Source organism: Methylobacterium sp. GXS13, from assembly GCF_001455965.1.
GTDB lineage: Bacteria > Pseudomonadota > Alphaproteobacteria > Rhizobiales > Beijerinckiaceae > Methylobacterium.
This window is the reverse complement of the sequence record NZ_LKKO01000002.1, coordinates 1-22115: the sequence shown is the minus strand read 5'-3', so window position 1 is coordinate 22115 and position 22115 is coordinate 1. Positions and strand designations below refer to the sequence as shown.

Here is a 22115-nt window from a genome sequence, read left to right as displayed (position 1 = left end):
CGAGCACAACGCCTCAATGATGGTCGCGATCGTCATGCGGATATCAGCAATCTTCTTCGGCTTCATCGCGTTCGCCGGTCCAGCGCATGCGAGCGAGGTTGTATGCACCGCGATTGCCGACGCCACAGACGGCCGCATCCTGCTCCAGCGCGGCGATTGCGATCGGCAGGTCACGCCGGCCTCGACGTTCAAGATCGCCATCAGCCTGATGGGCTTCGATGCCGGATTCCTCATGGACGTGCACAACCCGGCCCTCCCGTTCCGCGAGGGCGACGCGGCCTGGAATCCGTCCTGGCGGAGGACCGTCGATCCCGAGAGCTGGATCCGCGACTCCGTGGTCTGGTACTCCCAGCGTGTCACGCGCGCGCTAGGTGCGGATCGGTTCCGTGCCTACGTAACCCGGTTCAGTTACGGCAATGCGGACGTGTCGGGCGATGCCGGCAAAGCGGATGGCCTGACGCGCGCGTGGCTGAGTTCATCCCTGGCGATCAGCCCGTTGGAACAGGTCGCTTTCCTGAGCCGGCTCGTCCGGTATGACCTGCCCGTTTCGGACGCGGCTCTGGCGATGACCGAAACCCTTACGCAGATCGGCCCCACCTCGGATGGCTGGGAGATCCACGGCAAGACCGGCACCGGCTTCCCGCGCAATCCGGATGGCTCCCTCGACGAGACGCATGGCTACGGATGGTTCGTCGGCTGGGCACGCCGCGGCGCCGCGACCGTGGTTTTCGCGCGCCTCATTCAGGACGACCGACGCGAGACCGGCCCGGCCGGGATCCGAGCACGCGCGGCGATGATCGCCGAGCTGCCCCAAGTCCTTACCGAGGCGGGACGCTGATCGCGCGGTGGCCTGCCGGGACTTCTCGCCGTGCCGAACCCGCCGGTTCGATCAACCGACCGCGGGGCTCGCCGCACCGACCGGCGGCTCGGCCTCGACCATCGCCTCGGCGGAAGCCAGGTCCCGCCCGGCCGGCCTTTGCGCGTGGCGCTCGCGGAAATGCGGCACCGCCGCCTCGAACACGGCCTCCGCGGCCGCCCGGTCACCCGCCGCGACGGCCGCCCGCAGCTGCGCCACCCAGGCGTCGAGCCGGGCGCGGTCGGCGAAGACCGGGCGAGCCGCCATCACCCCGTCGATGCCCGGCAGGGTGACCCGGGGCTCCTCGCGGGCGAACAGGATCTCGTTGAGCCGCTCGCCGGGCCGGGCGCCGGTATACGCAATCTCGATCTCGGCCCCCGGCTCGAACCCGGCCAGCCGGATCATCCGCTCGGCGAGCTCGGCGATCCGCACCGGCTGGCCCATCTTGAGCACGTAGACCGCGGCGCGCTCCGCCTCCGGGGCGGTCCGGCCCTCGCCGTCGGCGTGGGAGGCCGCGGTCAGCACGAGGTCGCAGGCCTCGCGCACGGTCATGAAATAGCGGACCATGTCGGGATCGGTGACCGTGACCGGGCCGCCCCGGGCGATCTGCCCCTTGAATACAGGGACCACCGAGCCGACCGAGCCGAGCACGTTGCCGAAGCGCACCGCGATCAGCCGGGTCGGATGGTCCGGCCTGGCCGACTGCTCGGCGTCCAGCGCCTGGGCGACCATCTCGGCGAAGCGCTTGGTCACGCCGAGCTGCGAAACCGGCTCGATCGCCTTGTCGGTCAAGACCATCACCAGCGCCCGCGCGCCCGCCGCCACCGCGGCCTCGGCGACGTTGATCGAGCCGAAGACGTTGGTCTTGATGCCCTCCTGCCAGTCACGTTCCAGGTAGGGCACCTGCTTGAGCGCGGCGGCATGGACCACGCAATCGGGCCGGAACGCCGCGATGACCTGATGGACCCGCTCCCGGTCGCGGATATCGGCGAGCACGCCGGTCACCACGGCCTTCGCGGACAGGATCGCCGGATGGCTGAGGATGCCGTGCAAAGCCGGCTCCGAGGAGTCGAGCACCAGCACCGCGGCGGCCCCGAAGGCCACGGCCCGCAGGCAGATCTCCGACCCGATCGAGCCGCCGCCGCCGGTCACCACCACCCGGCGGCCGGCCAAAAACGCCTCGAGGCGCGGGCGGTCGATCGCCACGGTGGGGCGCAGGAGCAGGTCCTCGATCTCGAGGGGCGCCAATTCGGGGCCCTGCGCACCCTCGCCGAGCCCGACCACGCGGGCCAGCGGCAGGCCGAGGCGCCGGGCGCGGGCGATCAGGTCGTCGGGGGCGGCCTCCGGGACCAGGGCGCTGGGGGCGGCCACCAGCCGCCGCACCGGCTCGCCGCTCGCCGCCAGTTCCGCCACCACTCGTTCGAGATCCCGGAAACCACCGAGCACGGGCACGCCGCGCATGAACTGCCCGGTCTCGTCCGCCCGGGGCGACAGGATCCCGCGGGGCGCCAGTTTCTTGACAGAGCCCGCCTCGATGGCGCGGATCAGCACGTCGAGATCGGCCCCGCGCCCGAGCAGCAGGGTCGGCACGGTCGCGGCCCGGGCGCTCGATTGCCGGGAGCGGGTGTCCTTCAGGTACCGGAACGCGAGGCGTGCGCCCCCGAGCAGAAAGATCTGCAGGACCCAGTACAGAAAAATCGCGATCTTGCCGAAGAAGTAGAAGCCGTAGAGGTCGGCCGAGACAAGGACCCAATCGATCACCAACAGGGCGAGCGCCAGGACGCTGGCGGCCCGGACGATCCCGGCGAGGTCCTGCAGCGAGGCGAAGCGCCACTTGGTCCGGTACAGCCGGAACCGGCCGTAGACGAGGCCGGCAAAGAGCAGGAACGGCGGCAGCAGCAGCGGCAGGGCGTGCAGCCGCTCGTCCAGCATGCCGCCCTGGAAGCGGAACAGGAAGGTGAGCACCACGGCGGCGGCGGTCGCCGCGAGGTCGTGGGCCACCATCACCGCGATCTTGTAGAAGCGCTGCTGCATCGGGGGCCGGATGGGGTGCCGCGCGGTATCCGCCGCGGCATCCGCCCTGTCAACGCGGGGCCGGACGCCTCAGGAGTGCGCCCGGCCGGTCGATCGTCCTACTTGACGATCGCGCCGGAGAAGCCGGTCTTGAAGTTCTTCTGGTAGGTCCGACCCTTGAGCGGGTAGATTTTGTCGACGAGCAGGGTCTTGACGCGCTCGTTGAAATCCTCGGTCGTAACCGTCTGTGCTCGACCAGTAATCAAAGTCCGGGCCATTGTCGCCTCCGCATCGTCGCCCAGGGCACGGGATTGCGCGGAGGGTGAACTCTACATGGGGCATGGGCGACGATTTACAAAGACTTATCTTTCAGGTGAGCGCCCGGACCGCCGCCCCGGCCGCGTCATCGACCCGGTCGATGTCGGGGGCGTCGATGTGTCGGTACCGGGCCTGGATCAGCCCGAAGGCTCCGAAGGCGGCGTGCCCGGCCGCGACCAGGCCAAGCAGGATCCAGCCGTAGGGCTGAGCGCGCAGCAGCGCGAAGGCTTCGGTCAGCCCCTTCGCGTCCGACGAGCGCTGGTGCCAGGCCGCCGCCACCAGGAATCCGCCGATGATCAGGAAGGCGATGCCCCGGGCCGCGTAGCCGGAGCGGCCGACCGGCCCGGCCCAGCGGTCGCGGGCCTGGGTGTCGAGGGCGAGCCGGTCGGTGACGTCGCCCCGCCAGGCCTTGCCCAGGAACCCGAAGCCGCCGCCGATCACCCCGAGCCCGCCGAGCGCCACGAGCCAGCGGCCGTAGGGTTTCGCCAGGAGCCACGCGGTGCCGTCATGCATGCCGTCGCCGCCGCTCATCCCGAGGCCGAGGCTGAGCGAGGCGGCGCTGACGGCCAGACCGAGATAGATCGCGGCGCTGATCAGGTGGGCGCCGCGCACCGCCAGCCCCTTGGCCGAGGTCCCCCGCCGGTCGGCGTCGGTCACGCCCTCGACCAGGCGCCAGAGCGCGAAGCCGGCAAGCCCCAGGGCGATCACCCCGACCAGGACCGCGCCGAACGGGCCGCTCAGGACGGCGCGCAGGGCATCCTTGCTGTCGCCGGCCCGGCCGCCCTGGCCGATGGCGGCAAGCAGCGCCAGGGCACCGACCACGATGTAGACGATTCCGCGGGCGCCGTATCCGAAGCGGGCGATGCGCTCGATGGTGTTGCGCCCGCCGGGGAGGGGCCTCATGCGCGGCACCGGGCGGGGCGGAGTTCTGGGTTCGGCACGAGCGGCCTCCGGTGGGGTGGGACCGATTAACGCCCGGACGTCCGGACCCGATCCGTTGCCAGCTCTACACCGGGGGCCGGATCACACCGGTTCACATGGGCGTCCGCTCCGCGCGGCCGGACAGAGCGACGTAGAACCCTAGTCCGTCCTGGGCCGGCAGGGTGTGCAGGCGCTCGATCAGGCCGCGACGCTTCGCGTCGAGGAGCAGGCGGCCGGCCGGCTGGAACAGGGTCTCGCCGCCGCCCTCTGGTGGCGGGTCCAGGCGGATCGCCACGGTCTTGCCCTTGGCGAAGCGGCTGCGCTCCAGCATGTCCTTGAGGGACGCCTCCGCGGTCGCCCGGTTGGCGCCGCGCAGGTCGAGCACGGATTCCGCGTCCGTCACGCCGAGGGCGCCGCGCAGCTTGGCCGCGTAGAAATCTTCGAAGTGGGGCAAGTCGGTGCCTTGACGCTCTGCTGGGCCGGGGAGACCGGCGCGTGGAGATCGGGTGCGGGGGCTCAGACGGCGAGTCCGCGGTAGATGTCGCTTACCGGCACGATGCCGTCGAGTTCCGGCAGCGCAAGGCTGCCGTCGAGGCCGAGCGCCTGCACGGTCCAGTCGTCGGCCTCCCGGCGCCACACCTCGACGCGGGCCTCGTCGGAATAGACGATCAGCAGGACCTTGAGGCTCGGCACCGTGCGGTAGAAGTCGATCTTGCGCCCCCGGTCCAGGCTCATGGTCGAGGGCGACAGCACCTCGGCCACCAGCAACGGGTCGTCGGCATAGCCGTCGGGCAGCGGCGGCCCGCAGCGCACCACCACGTCCGGAATCGGCACGAAGTGGTCCTGCTCCGCGCTGACGATCCCAAGGCCCGGCATGGCGCGGCAGCCCTGTCCATCCGCGAGATCACCGATCCGGCGGATCAGATTAGCGACGATCGCCTGATGGCGCTCCCGCGGCGGCGACATGAGCACGGGCTCGCCGTCGAGGAGTTCCCAGCGCTCCGCATCCGGGCGGTCCTCCACCCAGCGCCTGAACTCGGCAAATCCCATGCGCGCGTCGCGCCTTGCGGCCAAAGCCATCGCCGCCCTCCTATCCCAGCGCGATGGTAGCACCCGCGATGGCGCCCGCAACAGCGTCGGTTCAGACGGCCGCGCGGGCGTAGGCCTCGCCCACCGGCAGGGCGCCGCCGAACTCCGGCAGGTCGACGACCTCGTCCGGCCCCGCCGTCGAGCAGATCCCAGCGCGGCTCGACCCAGCGCCAATATTCGGCGACGCTCATGCGGGCGGCGCGCCTCACGGCCGATGCCATGGCGGCCTCCGATCGGAGGCGCCACGCTATCATCAGTCCTTGATTCCGGCGACGGCTCAATCGATGGCGAGCGCCGCCGCGAGGTCGCCGCCGGCCTCGAGGAAGCGCTGGGGGTCGATCGGCTCGCCGTCGATCCGGGTCTCGTAATGCAGGTGCGCCCCGGTGGAGCGCCCGGTCGAACCGACGGCGCCGATCATGTCCCCCGCGGCGACGCGCTGGCCGGGGCGGACGGAGATGCGGGCGAGGTGGCCGAACCGGGTGACGACGCCGTGGCCGTGGTCGATCTCGACCATATTGCCGTAGCCGCCGGCATAGTCCGCGGCACTCACCCGGCCGGGGGCGGTGGCGCGGGCGGGCTCGCCGAACTCGGCCTTCAGATCGAGGCCGGTATGAATCGCCAGCCCCCGGGTGAACGGGTCGAGCCGTGTGCCGAACGGGCTCGACACGACCGGCTCGCCGCGGATCGGCCGGCGCAGCGGCAGTGCTGCGGCGAGCCGGTGCAGGCGCTCGCCGTCGCCCAGCGTCCGGCGGGCCAAGTCCAGGGTGCTCGCGAAGCCGTTCGCGATGCCGGTCCCGTCCAGGGCGCGGGCGTCGAGGGGGACCAGCGGGCCGCCAGTTCCGGCCGTCGTGGGATCGAGGCGGTCGGGGTCGAGGCCGGTGCGGCCGATCAGCCCGCGCAGGCGCCGGACCGTGTCGCCGGCCCGCTCGACCACCCGGGCGAGGCGCTCACCCTGCGCGGCCCGCAGGCCGTCGAGGCGCGCCTCCAGCCGGATCAGCCCGGTCTCGGCGTCGATGGCGCTGCGGCGGGGAAGGGCGGGGAACCGGGGCACCCCGCCCGCCCCCCCCCCGCGCAGGCCGAACCCGTCCGGGGGCTCGTCCGGGTGCGGCAGCGCCCCGGTGGTGAGCGGATCGTTGATCCGGGTTCCGAGTCCGGCCAGCGCCGCCTGGCGCCGCTCCAGCTCGGCCTGGCGCTCCAAAGCCGCCGCGACCCGCTCGGCCAGGCCCGATTCGGCACCGGCCCGGTCGCGGCCCGTCCGGTCGAGCCGGTCCTGCAGGTCGGCGAGCCGGGCCTCGTAGGCGTCGCGCATCGCCGTCTGGCGGGCGACGAAGCCGGCGAGCACGTCGTCGTGGAACACGATCAGGTAGGAGGCCCCGAGCGCCCACACGAGGGCAAGGGCGAGCCCGGCGGCGGGGATCTTGGAGAGCGGCGGGCGATGCATCAAGACGGCCCCGTGGGAGCCGCCATTCAGACCCGATTAGGGTTAAGGATCCGTCGCGGCCCGCCCGATCAGGGCAGCGCCCGGGCAGCCTCCAGCACCGCCTCGGCATGGCCGGGCACCTTCACCTTCGGCCAGATCCTGGCGATGCGCCCCTCCCGGTCGACCAGCACGGTGGTGCGCTCCACGCCCATGTACTTGCGCCCGTACATGCTCTTCTCGACCCAGACCCCGTAGGCCTCGAGCACGCCCTTGTCCTCGTCGGAGGCGAGCGGGAAGGCGAGGCCATACTTGCCGCAGAACTTGTCGTGGCTCTTCACCGGATCCGGCGACAGGCCGATCACTTTCGCAGCGGTGTCGCCGAAGGCCGGCAGCAGGCCGTTGAAGTCCTGCGCCTCCAGGGTGCAGCCGCTCGTGTCGTCCTTCGGGTAGAAGTAGAGCACGATCTTGTGACCACGGAGCGCGGACAGCGCGATCCGCCCGCCGCCCGAGGCGGGGAGGTCGAAATCGGGGGCCGGATCGCCCTCTGACAATGGCATCGTGCCTTCCTTTCGGCCGATTGATGGTGTGCAGTCCCGCCGTGCGCGGCAGCACCATGAGGTTGCGCCGCGCCGCCCGACCAGAACTCGGAGTCAGGCCCGCTGTAAAGCGGGGCCGCGCTTCGATCCACCGGCCGCGGAGTTCCGCGTGCGAAGCCCGCGGAACAAGGGTCCCGATGGCGGACGAGACGACCTTGGCAAGCAAGCCTCGGGGGAGGGCGCGACGCTGGGGCGGGTTCTGCCTCGTCGGCGCGCTCACCCTGGTGCTGCTCGTCGGCGGCGGCATCGGGCTGGCCGTGCTGCGCCTGTCCAACGGCCCGCTGCAGATCGACGCCCTGTCGCGCCGGGTCGCGGCCGCGGGGACCGAGCGGATCGGCCCGGGCTGGAGCATCGGGATCCGCGGCAGCAGCCTTGAGCTCGACCGCGAGAACGCCCTGAGCCTGCGCTTCTCCGGCCTCGACATCCGCAATCCGCAGGGCGACCTGGTGGTGCGGGCGCCGCTGGCCGTGGTCAGCCTCGACCCCTGGGGCCTCCTGCACCTCAACCTGCAGCCGCGGTCGATCGAGTTCCGCGAGACGCAGACCACCGCCCTCGTGCACCGGGACGGATCGATCGCGTTCGCGGCCTCCGAGGCCAATCACCCGGTGGATATCGAGCCGCACACGCCGCCGAGCGTGGACGATGCCCGGGGCAAGGTCTCACCGCTCTCGGCGACCCTGGCCTCGATCTTCGGCGTCGTGCTGGATTCCAGCGGCGTCGTCGGCGCCCTCGATGCCGCCCGCATCACCGATGCGCGCCTGCGGCTGATCGACGACGACGGCCGCGAGCGCGCGGTGTTCGCCCGGGTCAACGGCCTGTTCGGGCGCGATCCCGTAAACGGCACTCGCAACTTTGAGTTGCGGCTCGATGGCCCCCACGGGGAGTGGCGTTTCGGCGGCGCCCTGCGCGGGGCCGGCGAGGGGCAGGAGGGCAAGGGGCAAGACGGCAAGGGACTGGCGCGCTCGGGGGTCATTACCCTGGACGACCTGCCGGTCCCCGACCTGTTGCTGCTCTCCGGCCAATCGAGCCTGCCGCTGACCACCGATCTCAAGCTCTCGGCCCGCGCCGACGTGAGCCTGGTGGCGGGGCGGATCACGACCATGAACGCCAAGGTCCATACCGGAGACGGCACCTTCCTGATTGAGGAAAAGGACTTCAACCCCGTCACGGTCGAGAGCCTGGACGCGACCCTGAACTGGGACGAGGCCGGCCGGGTCATGTCGCTGACCGGGCTGGACTACCGGGGAGCCGGCAACGCGGTTCACCTGACCGGCGCCTGGACGGAAAGCCCGCCGGACGCCGCCACGGCTTGGACCGCGACGCTGGCGGGGCGCGACGCCGTCTTGCGCGGGGCGACCCCAAAGGACGCGCCGGTGAAGATCGACGCGCTCGACGCGCAGCTGACCGGCCGCGACGGCGGCATCGCCATCGACGCCCTCAACGTTTCGGCCCCGGGCGTGCAGGGGGTGATCACCGGCACGATCGGCACCACGGCCGACGAGGGCGGCCTGACGCTGCGCATCCTGGGCCATGACGGCGAGGTCCGGACCGGGCTGCGCCTGTGGCCGGAACATATCGCGCCGCCGGCCCGCACCTACCTGGTGGACCAGCTGCGCCGCGGCCGGATCGATGCGGTCGATATCCGCGTGAAGATGTCCGGAACGGTGCTGGCCGCCGCCGCCCAGGCCGAGCCGGCCCCCGACGACGCGGTGCATATCGATTTCCGGGTCTCCGACGCGGCCCTCGATGTGACCGCCGACGCGCCGCCCGTGGTGAAGGGCAACGTCTCCGGGACGATCACCGGGCGCTCGACCACCGTGCGCAACGTGACCGCCGAGGTCCGCGGCCCGGACGGCCGCGGGCTGGCGATCTCGGACGGCAGCTTCGTGATCCCGCAGATCACGCCGGACCGGGTGGTGGCGCAGATCGGCATGCGGCTCACCGGCGGCGCAGACGGCATGGCCTCCGTGCTCCAGGCCAAGCTGTTCAAGAGCCTGATGAGCGTGGATCTCGACCCGGCCACGATCAAGGGCAATGCCGACCTGCGGGTCGACTTCCCCCTCGATCTCAAGCACGTGCCCGACCTGCCGAGCCTGCCCGTGACCCTGTCGGGGACGCTCTCCGACCTCTCGGTCGACAAGGTGATGGGCAAGGACCGCCTGGATTCGGGCAAGTTCTCCCTGCTGTACGATCGCGGCGCCTTCACGCTGAAGGGCGACGGCCGGGTCGCGGGCGCCCCCATCTCGGTGGACATGCGCCAGCCCAAGGTCGGCCAGCCCGGCGAGGCGGTGGTCACCCTCGCCCTCGACGATGCCCTGCGGGCCAAGAAGGGCCTGCCGACCGCGCCGCAGCTCTCGGGCACGATCCCGGTCCGCGCCGTGGTGCCGATCGGCCGGCCGGGATCCGGGAAGCCGCCGATCAAGGTCGAGGCGGATCTCGCCAAGGCCGGCATCGACGGGCTGGTGCCCGGGCTGACGAAGCTGGCGGGCAAGCCGGGCCGCGTCAGCTTCACCCTGGTGGAGAACGGCCAGAGCTACGATCTGCGCGACTTCGCTCTCGACGCCGCTCCGGCCACCGCCCGCGGCAGCCTCACGATCAGCCCGGAAGGCGGCCTGGAGCGTGCCGACCTGACGAGCGTCAAGCTGTCCCCGGGGGACGATCTGCGGGTGAGCCTCGACCGCACCGGCAGCGGCTACAAGGTCTTGGTCCGGGGCGCGGTGGTCGATGCGCGGCCGTTCCTCAAGTCGCTCGGCGGCCCGGACGCCAAGGGCGGCAAGGAGACGAAGGAAACCAACCCGAAGGACATCGACGCCGATATCCAGGTGCCGATCGTGGCGGGCTTCAACGACGAGGCGCTGACCAACGCCAACCTGCGGCTGTCGCTGCACGGCCGGACCCTGCGGGCCGCCAACATCACCGGGCGGTTCCGGGCGGCGCCCTTCGCCGCCACGGTCACAAGGGGCGAGCGCGGCGTGCCGACGCTGGCCGTGGAATCCGCCGATGCCGGCGCGACCCTGCGCTTCGTCGACGTCTACCGGCGGATGTATGGCGGGCGCCTCACCGCCGGGATCGGCCTCAACGACGGTCCCCAGGCGGGCGTGGTCCAGATCCGCGACTTCTCGCTCCGCAACGAGCCGGCCCTGTCGAGCATCATGGCGCAGGGGCCGGAACCCTCCGAGGCCGAGACGGCTCGTGGCCGCCGCATCGCCCCGGGTCGGGCAGCCGGGGACGTGACCTTCGACCGGATGCGCGCCAATTTCGTGCGCAGCGGCAGCCGGGTCGATTTCAGCGACGCCGCGATCTCGAACGCCGCGATGGGCTTCACCCTGTCGGGCTGGCTCGATACCGGCCGGGAACGCACCGACATGACCGGCACCTTCGTGCCGCTCTACGGGCTCAACAACGTCGCCTCGCAATTGCCGCTGCTCGGGCCGCTGCTGGGCGGTGGGCACAACGAGGGCCTGTTCGCGGTCAATTTCCGCGTCTCCGGCAAGCTCGCCTCCCCGGACGTGAGCGTGAACCCGCTCTCGGCCATCGCCCCGGGCTTCCTGCGCAAGCTGTTCAGCGCCGGCGGCGGCCCCTTCGCGGACGGCGTGCCGGCGGTGCCGCAGGGCGAACGCTGAGCTTCATCCCGTCCGGCGGCACGTTTTCGTGTGCCGCACCGTCATTGCGAGCGCAGCGAAGCAACCCAGCGCAGCGCGCGTTCCCCGAACGTGGCGGATCCCTGGGTTGCTTCGCTGCGCTCGCAATGAAGAACGGACGAAGACGAGTGCTGTCGCTGAGGCACGAAAAAGCCCGGCGCGGCGGACCGCACCGGGCTGAACGCGACGTCCAAAAAAACTACTTCTCGACGAAGGCCTTCTCGATCACGTAGTGGCCGCCCTCGCCGTGGTTGCCTTCCTCGTAGCCGCCGGTGCTGAGCAGCTCGCGGGTGTCGCGGATCATGTCGGGGCTGCCGCAGAGCATGAAGCGGTCTGCCTCGACCGTCATCGCCGGCAGGCCGATATCCGCGAACAGCTTACCCGAGACCATCAGGTCGGTGATCCGGCCGCGGTTGCGGAACGGCTCGCGGGTCACGGTCGGGTAGTAGATCAGCTGGTTCGAGATCATCTCGCCCAGGAACTCGTGCTTGGGCAGGGACTCGGTGATGGTCTCGCCGTAGGCCAGTTCCTGGACCTGGCGGCAGCCATGGACCAGCACGACCTTCTCGAACCGGTCGTAGGTCTCCGGGTCCTTGATGATCGACAGGAACGGCGCGAGCCCCGTGCCGGTGCCGAGCAGGTAGAGGTTCCGGCCCGGCAGCAGGTTGTCGAGCACCAGGGTGCCGGTGGGCTTCTTGCCGACGATGATCGGGTCGCCGACCTTGAGATGCTGGAGCTTGGAGGTCAGGGGGCCGTCCTGGACCTTGATCGAGAAGAACTCGAGCTCCTCCTCGTAATTGGCCGAGACCACCGAATAGGCGCGCAGCAGCGGCCGTCCCTCGACCTCGAGGCCGATCATGGTGAACTCGCCGTTGCGGAACCGGAACGCCGGATCCCGCGTGGTGCGGAACGAGAACAGGTTGTCGGTCCAGTGATGCACCGACAGAACGCGCTCCTCGTAGAACTTGCTCATCGACGGATCAGTCCTCGAATCCTCTGATGCTCGGCCCATGCCCCCGATGATTCGGGGCGCATGAGGTTCGGCGGGCGACCGCCGCCCCGCGGCTGCGGGGGCGGACCCCACGAGCGGTCTCGTCGGGCTCCGGATATCGAACCCATATCGGGTGCTTCTTTCGCAGTTGCAGCACGCCCGTCAAGGCGCGTCAGGATCACACCTGCGGAAGAAGTGAATGGCCTGGAATCGTTCGAATATTTTAACCGGCGGTGATCGGCCGAAGCGGTTTCAGCCCCGCCTCGACCGCGGGGCGGCGCGGCTCTAGGAAGGGCGGCAGGGCGAGCCGCGCGCCGAGGCTCTCCAGGGGTTCGTCGGCGGTGAAGCCGGGCCCGTCGGTGGCGATCTCGAACAGGATGCCGTTGGGCTCGCGGAAATACAGGCTGCGGAAGTAGTAGCGGTCCACCGGACCACTGCTGGGCACCCGGGCCGCCTTCAACCGGTCGGCCCAGGCCCCGTATTCCGCATCCGGGATGCGGAAGGCCACATGGTGGACCGCGCCCGCACCCTGCTGCGCCGGCGCCGAGGCATCGGCCAGGAGCTGGACCTCGGCGGCGGGGCCGCCGGGCCCCATGGCGTAGACCTCGACCGGGCCGTCGCCGGCCTCGAAGGTGCGAACGCGGCGCATGCCGAGCACCTCGGTCAGGACGGCCGCGGCGGGGGCCGGGGCCGGCACGGACAGACGGATCGGGCCCAAGCCGCGGATCTGGTAGGCCGCCGGGACCGGGGAGGCGTCCCAGGGATGCTCCGGGCCGGTGCCGCCATCATCGACCAAAGCCAGGCGCTGGCCCTCGGGATCCTCGAAGTCGACGGTCAGGCGGCCGTCGCGCAGGGCGGGCTCGGCCACCACGGACCCGGCCTCGCGCAGGCGCGTGTGCCACCACATCACAGCGCCTTCACCGGGCACCCGCAGATGCGTGCGGGTGATGCTGTTCGATCCGCGGCGCTCCGGGGGCGCCGGCCAGTCGAAGAAGGTGATGTCGGTGCCCGGGCTCGCCAGCCCGTCCGCGTAGAACAGGTGGTAGGCCGAGACGTCGTCCTGGTTCACGGTCTTCTTCACCAGCCGCAGGCCGAGCGTGCCGGTGTAGAACGCCACGTTCTCCGCAGCGCGGGCGGTCACCGCGGTGAGGTGATGGATGCCGGTGAGCTGCATGGTTTTTCGTGTGGGTCCCCGCTCCGATGCGCCTGAGGTAGGGATTGGCCGCCGGCGTTGCGAGCGCACAGCTGGAATGCAGTGGGCGTGAGGGGGCAGACTGCATGGCCCACGCCCATGGGAGACACCTGATGGCCGTCCCGTATGAGACCGACACAATCCTGCCGCCGCTGCATCCCGGCGAGGTGCTGCGCGAGGACTTCCTGATTCCCCTCGGCCTGTCGGCCGGCACGGTGGCGCGGGCCTGCCGGGTTCCGCGCACCCGGATCGAGCGGATCGCCGCCGAGCAGATCGGGGTCTCGACCGACACAGCTCTGCGTCTCGGCCGCTATTTCGGCACGAGTGCGGAGTTCTGGCTCAACCTCCAGCGCCAATACGAGGTGGAGACGCTGACCCGCACCCTCGGGCCGGAGATCGAGCGGGTCGCCCCGCTCGCCCCCGCGGGGGCCTGAACCCTCAGAGCCCGACCGGACGGCCGGCGGCGACCACCAGCATCTTCCCGTCCGCGAAGGTCCGGGCTGCGGCGCGGCGGATGTCGGCCTGGGTGACGGCCGAGACCAGGGCGTTGCGGCGGGCGATGTAGTCCATGCCCAGCTCCTCGAAGGCGATCTGCACCAGCTGGTGGGCGATCTTGGTCGAGGTGTCGAAGCCCAGCGCGTAGGAGCCGGTGAGGTAGTCCTTGGCCTTCTGCAACTCGTCGTCGTCCGGGCCGTCCGTGATCAGGCGGCCGATCTCGTCGCCGATCACCGACAGGGCCTCGCCGACGCGCTCGTTCTTGGTGGCGGTATAGCCCCAGGTCATCGCGGCCGAGCGGTGGCTGACGAGCGAGGTCCCGACCGAATAGGCCAGGCCGCGCTTCTCCCGCACCTCCTGGAACAGCCGCGACGTGAAGGCGCCGCCGCCCAGGATGTGGTTCAGCACGTAGGCCGGGATGAAGTCCGGGTCGCGCCAGGCCACGCCGGCCATGCCGAAGCGGATCACCGATTGCGGCACGTCGAGGTCCACAACGATGCGCTTGCCGAGTTCCTGCACCTCGGTGCGCGGCACCGCCTGCAGCGCCCCGGCCTCGGGCAGGGCCCCGAAGGCGCGGTTCAGGCCCTCGGCCAGCTGCTCGGCGCCGATGGCGCCCACCGCCGCGACCTTCACCCGGCCGCGGCCGATGATGCGGGCATGCATCGCCAGCAGGTCGTCCCGGGTGATCGTGGCGACGCTCTCCACGGTGCCCGAGGAGGGCCGGGCATAGGCGTGGCCGGCGAACGCCTCCTTGAAGAACCGGCGCGAGGCCAGCACGCCCGGATCGTTCTGCTGGTAGCGCAGTCCGGCGATCACCTGGCCGCGGACACGTTCGATCGCGTCCGGGTCGAGACGGGGCTTGGCCAGCGCCAGGGCGAGGAGCGCGATACCCTCGTCGGCATGCTTAACCAGCATCTTGAGCGAGCCGCCGATCGCGTCGGGGCCGGCATGGAAGGACAGTTCGATCGCCCGGGCGGCGAGCCGCTCCTGGAACGCATCGGAGGTCAGGTCGCCGGCCCCCTCGTCGAGGAGACGGGCCAGCATCTGCGCGCAGCCGGCCTTGCCGTCCGGGTCCTGGGCGGCGCCGCCCTCGAAGGTGAAGGCCAGGGCGATCATCGGCACCACGGGGGATTCGACGTGCCAGGCCTCGATGCCGGCGGCGGTGGCGACCGGCAGCGCCGTGGTGGGGGAATTGGCGGGGGCTGCGGTGTCGACCAGGGTCTCGGCGACGCTCATGGGAACCTCTTTTTTTCTCGTCACGGGCGGCGGAGCCGGTCGAAGCTCACGGCCTGATGCAGGTCCCGACGGGAGCAAAAAACCGCCCGCCGGGACGCGCCCGAAAAACTATTCCGCGGCCATCGCGACCGGGGCGTCGGGGTCCTGAGCCTTGGTCAGGTAGCCGGTGACCGAGCGGGACGGGGTCAGCCAGCGCTCGGCGGCGGCCTTGAGGCGCTCCTGCGAGACCGCCTCGATATCGGTCGGCCAGCGGCGGACCTCCTCGATGGTCTCGCCGATCGCGAGCGCCGAGCCGTAGATCCGGGCCAGCGACGACTGGCTGTCGGAGGAGTAGACGGTCTCGGCGACCAGCCGGGTCTTGGCCCGCTCGATCGCCTCGGCGCCCAAGGCCTCCGCGGGGGCGCGACGCAGGATCTTGTCCACGGCCTCCTCCAGCGCCTCCAGGGAGACGCCCTCGGCCGGCACCGCGTAGACGGAGAACCGGGTCTCGTCGATCGCCGAGCCCATGTACCAGGCGCCGGCATTCACCGCGAGGCCGGTCTCCATGACCAACTTGCGGTAGAGGTAGGAGGTCGAGCCGCCGCCCAGCACCTCGGCGAGCAGCTCGAGATCGTGGCAGCCGCCATCGCGGGCGGTGATGCAAGACGGGGTCAGATAGAGCCGCTGCAGGGTCGGCTGCTCGACCTTCGGGTCGGCGACCGCGACCCGGCGCAGGGCCTTGGGCTCGGGCTCCCGCGCCCGCAGGCGCTCGGGCCGGGCGCCCTGGGGGGCGACGCGGCCGTAGGTGTCGTCGGCGAGCCGCCGGACCTCGTCCGCCGTCACGTCGCCGGCCACCACCAGGATCGCGTTCTCGGGGGTGTAGAAGCGCTTGTAATAGGCCAGCGCGTGCTCGCGGTTCAGGCCCTCGATCTCGTGCATCCAGCCGATGATCGGGATGCCGTAGGGATGATGCACGAACAGCGAGGCGGCCATCGCCTCGGAGAGTTGGGCGGAGGGGTCGGTCTCGACCCGCATGCGCCGCTCCTCCAGCACCACGTCGCGCTCGGGCGCGACCACGGCGTCGTCGAGGACGAGGCCGCCCATGCGGTCGGCTTCGAACGCCATCATGGTGCCGAGATGGTCCCGGGCGACCCGCTGGAAATAGGCGGTGTAGTCGTAGCTGGTGAAGGCGTTCTCCTGGCCGCCGAGGCCCGAGACGGCCTTGGAGAAGGCTCCCACCGGGTGCTTCTCCGTGCCCTTGAACATCAGGTGCTCGAGGAAGTGGGCGATGCCCGACTGGCCCAACGGATCATCGGCCGAGCCGTTGCGATACCAGATCATGTGGGTCGCCACGGGCGCCCGGTGATCGGGCACCACCACGACGTCGAGGCCGTTGTCGAGGGTGAAGGCCGTGACTTCGGGCCCGCCCGCCTCGGAGCGCCCGAACGGCGCAGCCTCGCCCCGGCCGGCGCTACCGCCGTAGGGCGAGCCCGGACGCAGGGGGAAGAGGGTGGGCGTCGCCTTCCTGAACAGGTGCATTCCGCTTTCCTTTTGCCGGCCCCGGAACCGTCGACGCCCTCGTGGGACGCTCGGGTGGATCGGGGCCGTCCGCGTCTCCGGCCGGCAAGAGCCGTACCGGGACAGAGATGTCATGTTGCCATGCCGGGCTGCCGTTGCAACGGCGCCACAGCCGGATGGTTACTGCTGGGCCCGCTGGCGCTGATAGGCCCGGGGATCGGCCTCGTCACGCTCGCGGCTGGCATTGTTGATCGGATCCCGCGACGGCGGCTGCGCCAGCTTCTTCGGCGACTGGCGGTAGCCGGTCGGCGGATCGGTCAGCACGTCCCGGGCCGGCTCCACATCGGAGGGCTCGGCATTGGCGCTCTTGCCCTTGAGCAGGTCGAACGGGCTGAGCAGGCTGTCGTCGCGGTTGGTGTCGCCGGGCTTGCGCTCGGCCTCGGTGGTGACGCTCGCCCCGGCACGACGGCCGTTGCGGATCTCGTCCACCGAGAGCGTGGCGTTGTTGTCGTCGTAGCGGCCACGCGCCTGGTTGCCCACCGGGCGGCGCCGCTCGTCGGCCGCGCGCTCGCGCTCGGCGATCTCGGGATCCTTCGGCCAGGCGGTGCTGGTGGAGCGGGCCCGGGGCTGGGGCAGGGCCTTGCCGTCGAGCTTGGGCGGCATCACCAGCGGCGGGCGCTCGTGATAGTCGATCGGATCCTGCCGCTTCTCCAAAAGGCCGATGCCCGAGAGCGCGTCGCGCATGAACTCGCCGCGCTCCTGCGCCTGCGCGCCGCAGGTCAGCAGCGGCGCCAGGGCGACCGCGGCGGGGAGGATGAGACGAAGCCTGCGATGCTCGGTCATGCTGCCTCACGGGTTCCGGCCGGGGATCCGGCACGGGGACGGCCGCCACGCGGCCTGATCCGACAAGTTCCGGCCTGAGACCGGTTTCCGGCGATCGTATGGCGCCTTGACCGCATTGCACCAGAGGCTTGGGGCGGGCAGGGCCGATCTGTTGCGGGAATCACGGGCGCGGCGCCGGATCGCCCGGTGCCGGCCCGCTCCGGGCCGCATCCCCCGACGTAGCCCGGCCGGCTGGGCTCAGGCTGTCGAGGATGAGCCCGATCACCACGGCGACGATCGCCGCGTCCGCCACGTTGAACACGTACCAGGACCAGCCGCCGGCATGCAGGTGGACAAAGTCGAACACCGCCCCGTAGGCGGCCCGGTCGATGGCGTTGCCGAGCGCCCCGCCGACGATCAGGCCGAGGGCCACGGCCAGCAGCCGCGAGCCGGCCCGGGTCATCCAGATGCCGAGGCCGAGGGCGGCGGCCAGCGACAGGGCCACCAGGAACCAGCGCCCGAACCCGCTCTCCTGCTGGAACAGGCCGTAGGAGACGCCGCGATTCCAGACCACCACGAAGTCGGCGAAGGGCGCCAGCCGCCACGGCTGGGTCAGCACGAGATCGGTGCCGAAATAGAGTCCGAGCTTGGACGCCTGATCGAGGACCAGGGTGACGAGCAGGGCCAGCAGGCCGGCGCGGGTCGGGGTCATGAGCGGAGACCAGACACACGCGCGTTTACCTTCCCCCGCTGCGAGCTACGACGTTCACACATCGCACAGCGAAAGGCGCGGCGCTCTCTCCTCCCCCTTGCGGGGAGAAGTTGGAGGTGGGGGTGGCTCAGAAGGAACCGTTGCACCCTATCCTGCACCACCCCCACCCCTACCCCTCCCCGCAAGGGGGAGGGGAAAACGTGTTGTGTTTCAGAGCCTTGTTTCAAAACAACCCTGATGCGTGAATCCGCTAGCCTCTGCGGGGCAGGGTATCCTGCGCAGCAGGGGGGGAGAGGGGAGCGGCGGTGCAGAGTGAGGCTGTGCCCGTCATGCCGGCCTCGCCTCGTCCGGAAACGTCGCTCCCCTCTCCCGACCCCCTTCGGGGGCCACCCTCCCCCGCAGAGGGGGGAGGGTGATGTCGCGGGTACGATCACGCCGCGCTGGCCTCGGGGTGGGCCGCGTCCCACTCGCGCAGGGCCTGGGCGTCGCGGGGCGTCACGTCCGGGTATTCCGGGTCGCTGCCGACCGCGGGGCTGACGCGCCAGGAGCGGGCGCATTTGCGCCCTTCCGCCGGTGTCGGCACCACGGCGACGCCGCGCACCTCGTCGATCCGGAACGCCTCCGCCGGCCCATCTCCGGCCACCACCGTGATCGCGGAGGTGATGCAGGTATCGGCGAAGTCGCAGCCCTCCAGGGCGGCGAGCAGGTCCGGATCCGCGACGTAGACGGTCGGGGCCGCCTCCAGGCTCGCGCCGATGCGCTTGGCCGCGCGCTCGATCTCCAGGGCGCCGGTCACGGCCCGACGCACCTTGCGGATCTTTTGCCAGCGCTCCGCGAGGGTGGGGTCGAGCCAGGCCGCCGGGGTCTCCGGCAGGGTCTGGAGGTGGACCGAGCCGTCGGCGGACGGGTAGCGGTCGAGCCAGGCTTCCTCCGCCGTGAAGGCGAGCACCGGCGCCAGCCAGACCACCACCCGGCGGAAGGTCTCGTCGATCACCTGCAGGGCCGCCCGGCGGGTCACCGACGAGATCGGATCGCAGTAGAGCGCGTCCTTGCGCACGTCGAAGTAGAACGACGACAGGTCGCCGGTCATGAAGCCGTTGAGCAGGGCCACGACCCGCTTGGTGTCGTAGGTCGCGTAGGCCTCGCGGATCTCGCCGTCGAGCTCGGCCAGCCGGTGCAGGATCAACCGCTCCAGCTCCGGCATTTTTTCGGACTCGACGTCGTCGCCCGGCACGCGATGCGCCAGGGAGCCGAGCATCCAGCGCAGGGAGTTCCGGAGCTTCCGGTAGGTTTCCGCAAACGTCTTGATGATCTCCGGGCCGATCCGCAGGTCGTCGGTGTAGTCCGAGGCGGCGACCCAGAGGCGCAGGATGTCGGCGCCCGAATCCTTGATGATGCTCTGCGGCGCGACGACGTTGCCCTTCGACTTCGACATCTTCAGGCCCTTGCCGTCGAGCACGAAGCCGTGGGTCAGGACGATGTCGTAGGGCGCCCGGCCGCGGGTGCCGGAGGATTCGAGCAGCGAGGACTGGAACCAGCCCCGGTGCTGGTCCGAGCCCTCCAGGTACATCACCCGGTCCTGGCCGCCGTCGCGGACGCGCCGCGCCCCGGCGAGCGCCGGGAACGCCTCCGGATCGTCCAGCACGAAGGCGTGGGTGGAGCCGGAATCGAACCAGACATCGAGGACGTCGGTCACCTTCTCGTAGGCGGCGGGGTCGTGGTCCGGGGCCAGGAAGCGCTGCGCCGCCTCGTCACGGAACCAGGCATCGGCGCCCTCCGCCTTGAAGGCGTCGCGGATCCGGGCGTTGACGGAAGCATCCTTGAGGATCTCACCGCTCTCCCGGTGGACGAACACGGTGATCGGCACGCCCCAGGCGCGCTGGCGCGAGACCACCCAGTCCGGCCGGTTGCCGACCATGCCGTTGATGCGGTTCTTTCCCTGCGGCGGCACCCACTGGGTTTCGTCGATGCTCTGGAGCGCGACCTCCCGCAGGGACCGGTTGCCCAGGCTATCCACCGGCCGGTCCATGGCGATGAACCATTGCGGGGTGTTGCGGAAGATCACCGGCTTCTTGGAGCGCCAGGAATGCGGGTACTGGTGGCGCAGCACCCCGCGGGCGACCAGCGCCCCGGCCTCGGTGAGGGCGGCGATGACCGCCTTGTTGGCGTCGCCCTTCTCGCCCTTGTCGGTGAGCACCCGGGTGCCCTCGAAGCCCGGCGCGGCCTTGGTCAGGGCGCCGTCGGCGTCCACCGTGTAGGGAATCGCGGTGTCGATGCCGCGCTCCTGGAGCAGCCGGCCGCTGGACATCCAGAGATCGAAATCCTCGCGGCCGTGGCTCGGCGCCGTGTGGACGAAGCCGGTGCCGGATTCGTCGGTGACGTGGTCGCCGTCGAGCATCGGCACCGCGAAGTCGTAGCCGCGGCCGTTGAGCGGATGCGCCAGGGTGAGGCCGGCCAGGGTCTCGGGGCGCACGTCGCCGACACGCTCGAACGCCTCGACCCGGGCGGCCTTGAACACGGTGGCGGCCAGGCTGTCGGCGAGCACATAGGTCTGGCCCGGGGTCGCCCAGTTCTCGGCCGGGGCCTGCGTCACCCGGTAGAGCCCGTAGGCGATTTTCTTGGAATACGCGACGGCGCGGTTGCCCGGCATGGTCCAGGGGGTGGTCGTCCAGATCACCACCCGGGCGTCGGCCAGCGCCGCGTCGGCACCCTCGCGGATCGGGAACGCGACAAAAACCGTGTCGCTGACATGCTCCTCGTACTCGACCTCGGCCTCGGCCAGCGCGGTCTTCTCGACCACCGACCACATCACCGGCTTGGAGCCGCGATAGAGCTGGCCCGACATCGAGAACTTCATCAGCTCGTCGGCGATCACCGCCTCAGCCGGGTAGGCCATGGTCGCGTAGGGATGGTCCCAGTCGCCGGTGACGCCGAGGCGCTTGAATTCCTCCCGCTGCACGTCGAGCCAGTGGGCCGCGAAGGTCCGGCATTCCTGCCGGAACTCGATCACCGGCACGTCGTCCTTGTTGCGGCCCTTGGCGCGGTACTGCTCCTCGATCTTCCACTCGATCGGCAGGCCGTGGCAGTCCCAGCCAGGGACGTAGTTAGCGTCGAGGCCGAGCGCACCCTGCGAGCGCACCACCACGTCCTTCAGGATCTTGTTGAGCGCCGTGCCGATATGGATGTTGCCGTTGGCGTAGGGCGGGCCGTCATGCAGCACGAAGCGCGGCCGGCCCGAAGCGGCGGCGCGGATCTTTCCGTAGAGGTCGATCGCGGCCCAGCGCTCCAGCAGCAGCGGCTCCCGGGTCGGCAGGCCGGCGCGCATCGGGAATTCGGTGCGCGGCAGGAACAGGGTCTTGGAATAGTCGCGGGCAGAAGCGGTCTCGGGGGTGGTCATCGGATCTCGCATCGGCGGTCGGGCCGGCGGCAATGGGCCGGCCGGATACAGGAATCTGGGCAGGGCGAGCGGCATCAGGATCCCGGACTTCCGCGCGGCCTCGCCGAAGCGGGCGCTCATTTACGCGGAGGCCGGGCCAATAATTCGAAGCCTGCGGCCCAGGCCGCGAAGAGCATGCGAAGCGAACATGACCCGTTCTCTAGCAGCGGCCCCTTCCCGATGCCAGCGGGCGGCCCTGCGATGCCTGATGAGACCTTTCGGGGCCTGAACCGTTGATCGGTACGACCTCCGCGCCCCGCAACGGCGCGGAGCACAGTCCGAACGACGACCAGGAGCTGACCATGAAAAAACTGATGATCCCCGCCCTCGCCCTTGCCCCGCTGGCCTTCGCCACCGGCGCCGAGGCCCAGGGCACGGCCCGGGGCGCCCAGCGCGGCGTCGAGGACGGCTCGGCCGCGGCCGGCCCGGTGGGCGGCGTCGTGGGCGGCGCGGTGGGTGCTGCCACCGGCACCGTCGGCGGCGTGCTCGGCACCGATCCGGACCCGGCCCGCCGCGCCCGCGAGAACCGCCGCGAGGAGCGCCTGGACCGCCAGGAGCGGATGGGCCGCTGATACAGCCCTGAGATCGGGCCGGTCGCCTCAGGCGGCCGGTCTGTCCCGGCGGATCGTCTCCTGCGCCAGGAGATAGAGGCCGGAGCCGACCACGATCATGGCGCCGGCGACCGTCCAGCGGCTCGGCACGTCGCCGAACAGCAGGAAGCCCAGAGTCACCGACCACAGCAGCTGGGGATAGATGAACGGCGCCAGGATGTTGGCCGGCGCCCGGGCATGGGCCAGCACCAGCAGCCAGTGCCCGATCGTCCCGAACAGCGCGACCGCGATCAGCAGCGCCCAATGGGGGAGGGTGGCCGGGCTGGGCC

At 71.0% G+C, this 22115-nt stretch carries 19 protein-coding genes; 4 read left to right on the top strand and 15 right to left on the bottom strand.

What is annotated here, in order from left to right; genetic code table 11:
* Positions 1-34 precede the first annotated feature (34 nt).
* Positions 35-838, top strand: a complete 804-nt coding sequence (blaOXA, locus tag AO398_RS03400; protein WP_244498652.1) for a class D beta-lactamase — start codon at positions 35-37, stop codon at positions 836-838.
* 51 nt (positions 839-889) lie between these two features.
* Here the strand turns inward: blaOXA and AO398_RS03395 are convergent, their stop codons facing one another.
* The 7 genes from AO398_RS03395 to AO398_RS03370 all read right to left on the bottom strand — a co-directional run bounded on the left by AO398_RS03395 (position 890) and on the right by AO398_RS03370 (position 7174).
* Positions 890-2890 (bottom strand): SDR family NAD(P)-dependent oxidoreductase, encoded by a 2001-nt coding sequence (locus AO398_RS03395; protein ID WP_058190637.1) that lies wholly within the window; start codon positions 2888-2890, stop codon positions 890-892.
* Between the two features lie 98 nt (positions 2891-2988).
* The gene (locus AO398_RS28940; RefSeq protein ID WP_201025703.1) at positions 2989-3147 is read right to left on the bottom strand and encodes a hypothetical protein; all 159 of its coding nucleotides are present in this window, start codon (positions 3145-3147) and stop codon (positions 2989-2991) included.
* Between the two features lie 91 nt (positions 3148-3238).
* Positions 3239-4090 carry a DUF1206 domain-containing protein gene (locus AO398_RS03390; RefSeq protein WP_058190636.1) on the bottom strand — a complete coding sequence of 284 codons (852 nt, stop codon included), beginning with the start codon at positions 4088-4090 and terminating at the stop codon, positions 3239-3241.
* Positions 4091-4220: 130 nt separating this feature from the next.
* On the bottom strand, positions 4221-4562 hold the full coding sequence (locus tag AO398_RS03385) for a hypothetical protein (protein WP_058190635.1): 342 nt from the start codon (positions 4560-4562) through the stop codon (positions 4221-4223).
* A gap of 62 nt (positions 4563-4624) precedes the next feature.
* Complete coding sequence (locus AO398_RS03380; RefSeq protein WP_058190634.1) at positions 4625-5188, bottom strand: Uma2 family endonuclease; 564 nt, start codon at positions 5186-5188, stop codon at positions 4625-4627.
* A 286-nt stretch (positions 5189-5474) separates the two neighbouring features.
* Positions 5475-6638, bottom strand: coding sequence for a M23 family metallopeptidase (locus AO398_RS03375; RefSeq protein ID WP_058190633.1), 1164 nt, complete (start codon positions 6636-6638; stop codon positions 5475-5477).
* Positions 6639-6706: 68 nt separating this feature from the next.
* Positions 6707-7174, bottom strand: a complete 468-nt coding sequence (locus AO398_RS03370) for a peroxiredoxin (RefSeq protein WP_058190632.1) — start codon at positions 7172-7174, stop codon at positions 6707-6709.
* Positions 7175-7350: 176 nt separating this feature from the next.
* Here AO398_RS03370 and AO398_RS03365 point away from each other — a divergent pair, with 176 nt between their 5' ends.
* Positions 7351-10836 carry a DUF3971 domain-containing protein gene (locus AO398_RS03365; RefSeq protein ID WP_058190631.1) on the top strand — a complete coding sequence of 1162 codons (3486 nt, stop codon included), beginning with the start codon at positions 7351-7353 and terminating at the stop codon, positions 10834-10836.
* Between the two features lie 217 nt (positions 10837-11053).
* On the opposite strand, the gene AO398_RS03360 is transcribed toward AO398_RS03365, so the two are convergent.
* Together AO398_RS03360 and AO398_RS03355 are read right to left on the bottom strand one after the other, a co-directional pair.
* Entirely contained in the window at positions 11054-11827 is a 774-nt protein-coding gene (locus AO398_RS03360) for a ferredoxin--NADP reductase (RefSeq protein ID WP_058190630.1), read from the bottom strand.
* Positions 11828-12068: 241 nt separating this feature from the next.
* Positions 12069-13019: a ring-cleaving dioxygenase gene (locus AO398_RS03355; protein WP_058190629.1), complete on the bottom strand. Its 951-nt coding sequence runs from the start codon at positions 13017-13019 to the stop codon at positions 12069-12071.
* Positions 13020-13150: 131 nt separating this feature from the next.
* Between AO398_RS03355 and AO398_RS03350 the strand changes: the two genes are divergently transcribed.
* Positions 13151-13471: a HigA family addiction module antitoxin gene (locus AO398_RS03350; RefSeq protein WP_058190628.1), complete on the top strand. Its 321-nt coding sequence runs from the start codon at positions 13151-13153 to the stop codon at positions 13469-13471.
* A gap of 4 nt (positions 13472-13475) precedes the next feature.
* Here the strand turns inward: AO398_RS03350 and AO398_RS03345 are convergent, their stop codons facing one another.
* The 5 genes from AO398_RS03345 to ileS form a co-directional block, all read right to left on the bottom strand.
* The gene (locus AO398_RS03345; protein WP_058190627.1) at positions 13476-14768 is read right to left on the bottom strand and encodes a pitrilysin family protein; all 1293 of its coding nucleotides are present in this window, start codon (positions 14766-14768) and stop codon (positions 13476-13478) included.
* A 108-nt stretch (positions 14769-14876) separates the two neighbouring features.
* Positions 14877-16286, bottom strand: coding sequence for a pitrilysin family protein (locus tag AO398_RS03340; protein ID WP_058190626.1), 1410 nt, complete (start codon positions 16284-16286; stop codon positions 14877-14879).
* Positions 16287-16445: 159 nt separating this feature from the next.
* A complete protein-coding gene (locus tag AO398_RS03335; protein ID WP_058190625.1) occupies positions 16446-17108 on the bottom strand; it encodes a hypothetical protein in 663 nt (220 codons plus the stop codon).
* A 160-nt stretch (positions 17109-17268) separates the two neighbouring features.
* On the bottom strand, positions 17269-17799 hold the full coding sequence (gene lspA, locus AO398_RS03330; protein ID WP_058190624.1) for a signal peptidase II: 531 nt from the start codon (positions 17797-17799) through the stop codon (positions 17269-17271).
* 430 nt (positions 17800-18229) lie between these two features.
* Entirely contained in the window at positions 18230-21196 is a 2967-nt protein-coding gene (gene ileS / locus AO398_RS03325) for an isoleucine--tRNA ligase (protein ID WP_152997397.1), read from the bottom strand.
* Between the two features lie 341 nt (positions 21197-21537).
* On the opposite strand from ileS, the gene AO398_RS03320 reads away from it, so the two are divergent.
* Entirely contained in the window at positions 21538-21807 is a 270-nt protein-coding gene (locus AO398_RS03320; protein ID WP_058190722.1) for a hypothetical protein, read from the top strand.
* Between the two features lie 27 nt (positions 21808-21834).
* Here AO398_RS03320 and AO398_RS03315 read toward each other — a convergent pair.
* Positions 21835-22115, bottom strand: a 281-nt coding sequence (locus AO398_RS03315; protein WP_160329302.1) for a DMT family transporter, incomplete at its 5' end; no start/stop codon positions are given.

What these genes read in the sequence shown, in the direction of transcription:
- blaOXA (WP_244498652.1), top strand. Translation starts at nt 35, where the DNA reads ATGCGGATATCAGCAATCTTCTTCGGCTTCATCGCGTTCGCCGGTCCA.
- AO398_RS03395 (WP_058190637.1), bottom strand. Translation starts at nt 2,890, where the DNA reads ATGCAGCAGCGCTTCTACAAGATCGCGGTGATGGTGGCCCACGACCTC.
- AO398_RS28940 (WP_201025703.1), bottom strand. Translation starts at nt 3,147, where the DNA reads ATGGCCCGGACTTTGATTACTGGTCGAGCACAGACGGTTACGACCGAG.
- AO398_RS03390 (WP_058190636.1), bottom strand. Translation starts at nt 4,090, where the DNA reads ATGAGGCCCCTCCCCGGCGGGCGCAACACCATCGAGCGCATCGCCCGC.
- AO398_RS03380 (WP_058190634.1), bottom strand. Translation starts at nt 5,188, where the DNA reads ATGGCTTTGGCCGCAAGGCGCGACGCGCGCATGGGATTTGCCGAGTTC.
- AO398_RS03375 (WP_058190633.1), bottom strand. Translation starts at nt 6,638, where the DNA reads ATGCATCGCCCGCCGCTCTCCAAGATCCCCGCCGCCGGGCTCGCCCTT.
- AO398_RS03370 (WP_058190632.1), bottom strand. Translation starts at nt 7,174, where the DNA reads ATGCCATTGTCAGAGGGCGATCCGGCCCCCGATTTCGACCTCCCCGCC.
- AO398_RS03365 (WP_058190631.1), top strand. Translation starts at nt 7,351, where the DNA reads ATGGCGGACGAGACGACCTTGGCAAGCAAGCCTCGGGGGAGGGCGCGA.
- AO398_RS03360 (WP_058190630.1), bottom strand. Translation starts at nt 11,827, where the DNA reads ATGAGCAAGTTCTACGAGGAGCGCGTTCTGTCGGTGCATCACTGGACC.
- AO398_RS03355 (WP_058190629.1), bottom strand. Translation starts at nt 13,019, where the DNA reads ATGCAGCTCACCGGCATCCATCACCTCACCGCGGTGACCGCCCGCGCT.
- AO398_RS03350 (WP_058190628.1), top strand. Translation starts at nt 13,151, where the DNA reads ATGGCCGTCCCGTATGAGACCGACACAATCCTGCCGCCGCTGCATCCC.
- AO398_RS03345 (WP_058190627.1), bottom strand. Translation starts at nt 14,768, where the DNA reads ATGAGCGTCGCCGAGACCCTGGTCGACACCGCAGCCCCCGCCAATTCC.
- AO398_RS03340 (WP_058190626.1), bottom strand. Translation starts at nt 16,286, where the DNA reads ATGCACCTGTTCAGGAAGGCGACGCCCACCCTCTTCCCCCTGCGTCCG.
- AO398_RS03335 (WP_058190625.1), bottom strand. Translation starts at nt 17,108, where the DNA reads ATGACCGAGCATCGCAGGCTTCGTCTCATCCTCCCCGCCGCGGTCGCC.
- lspA (WP_058190624.1), bottom strand. Translation starts at nt 17,799, where the DNA reads ATGACCCCGACCCGCGCCGGCCTGCTGGCCCTGCTCGTCACCCTGGTC.
- ileS (WP_152997397.1), bottom strand. Translation starts at nt 21,196, where the DNA reads ATGACCACCCCCGAGACCGCTTCTGCCCGCGACTATTCCAAGACCCTG.
- AO398_RS03320 (WP_058190722.1), top strand. Translation starts at nt 21,538, where the DNA reads ATGAAAAAACTGATGATCCCCGCCCTCGCCCTTGCCCCGCTGGCCTTC.